This window comes from Pseudomonas sp. NY15354 (assembly GCF_048068075.1).
In the GTDB taxonomy this organism is placed as follows: domain Bacteria; phylum Pseudomonadota; class Gammaproteobacteria; order Pseudomonadales; family Pseudomonadaceae; genus Aquipseudomonas; species Aquipseudomonas guariconensis_C.
In genome coordinates this window covers 1-1,160 of record NZ_JBLUPV010000074.1, presented here as the reverse complement: position 1 = coordinate 1,160, position 1,160 = coordinate 1, and the positions used below count along the sequence as shown (strand labels likewise).

1 protein-coding gene is annotated in these 1,160 nt (G+C 61.5%); it reads right to left on the bottom strand.

Going from position 1 to position 1,160, the window contains the following annotated elements; translation table 11 throughout:
- Positions 1-30: 30 nt before the first annotated feature.
- A protein-coding gene (locus ACNFCH_RS25840; protein WP_416744507.1) for an IS3 family transposase occupies positions 31-1,160 on the bottom strand; the annotation gives its coding sequence in 2 pieces (ribosomal slippage) (positions 31-929 and positions 929-1,160; 1,131 coding nt annotated over the 2 pieces). This gene is flagged as partial in the annotation.

Here is a 1,160-nt window from a genome sequence, read left to right as displayed (position 1 = left end):
TGATCTTGCCCAGCAGCCGTGGACACGGGTTTAAGCACACATCCTGGCCTCGAAGGCCTCTGGGCTGATGTGCCCCAGCGTGCTGTGTCGCCGCTGGCGGTTGTAATCGGTTTCGACGTATTCAAACACGGTTTCACGCATCTGGGCGCGGCTCGTGAAGCGCTCGCCGTGGATGCACTCGACCTTCAGGCTGTGGAAGAAGCTCTCTGCACAGGCATTGTCGTAGCAGTTGCCTTTGGCGCTCATGCTGCATCGCAAGTGATGGGCGCGGATCAGCTCCTGGTAAGCCGCTGAGCAGTACTGGCTGCCGCGGTCGCTATGCACGATCACGTCATTAGGCTGCCTGCGTCGCCACAGCGCCATGTGCAAGGCATCGCAAACCAAGTCGGCCGTCATGCGTTCGTTCATGGCCCAGCCGATCACCATCCGTGAATACAGATCGATGACCACTGCCAGATACAGCCAGCCTTCCTCCGTATGCAGGTAGGTGATGTCACCCACCCATTTCTGATTTGGCGCAGATGCCTTGAAATCCTGCTTGAGCAAGTTCTCCGCCACTGGCAGGGAGTGCTGAGAATTGGTCGTGGCCTTGAACTTCTTGGCGGCCTTGGCACGCAGTCCTTGCCGTTGCATCGAGGCGGCTACCGTCTTGCGATTGCAGGGTAGGCCGGCTTCCCGCAGGTCGTGGCAAAGCCGTGGAGCCCCGCTGCGGCCCTTGCGTGCGCTGTATGCCTGAGCGACCTGCCGATCCAGTTCGGCTCTTCGCCGCTGGCGCATTGACGGCCTGCGAGAGCACCAAGCGTAGTAACCGCTGCGGGCAACGCCCAACACGCGACACATGGCCTGGATCGAGAAATGCGCGGTATGAGTCCTCATGAAGGCGTACTTCACTTGAGGCTCTTGGCAAAGTACGCGGCGGCCTTTTTTACGATGGCCAGCCCCTCGGCGTGCTCGGCCAACAGCCGCTTGAGTCGGGCATTCTCGTCGGCCAGCGACTGCTCGCGCTCGCTGCCGGCCTGAGTCTGGTGCTTCTTGCTCCGCCAGCCGTAGAGCTGGGAAGCATGCAGGCCGAGCTGTTCGGCAGCCTTGCTGACGCCAATGCGCTCGGCCAAAGCCAGCGCTTCGTCCTTGTAGGCTTGGGAATGGCGGGTGCGGGTCTG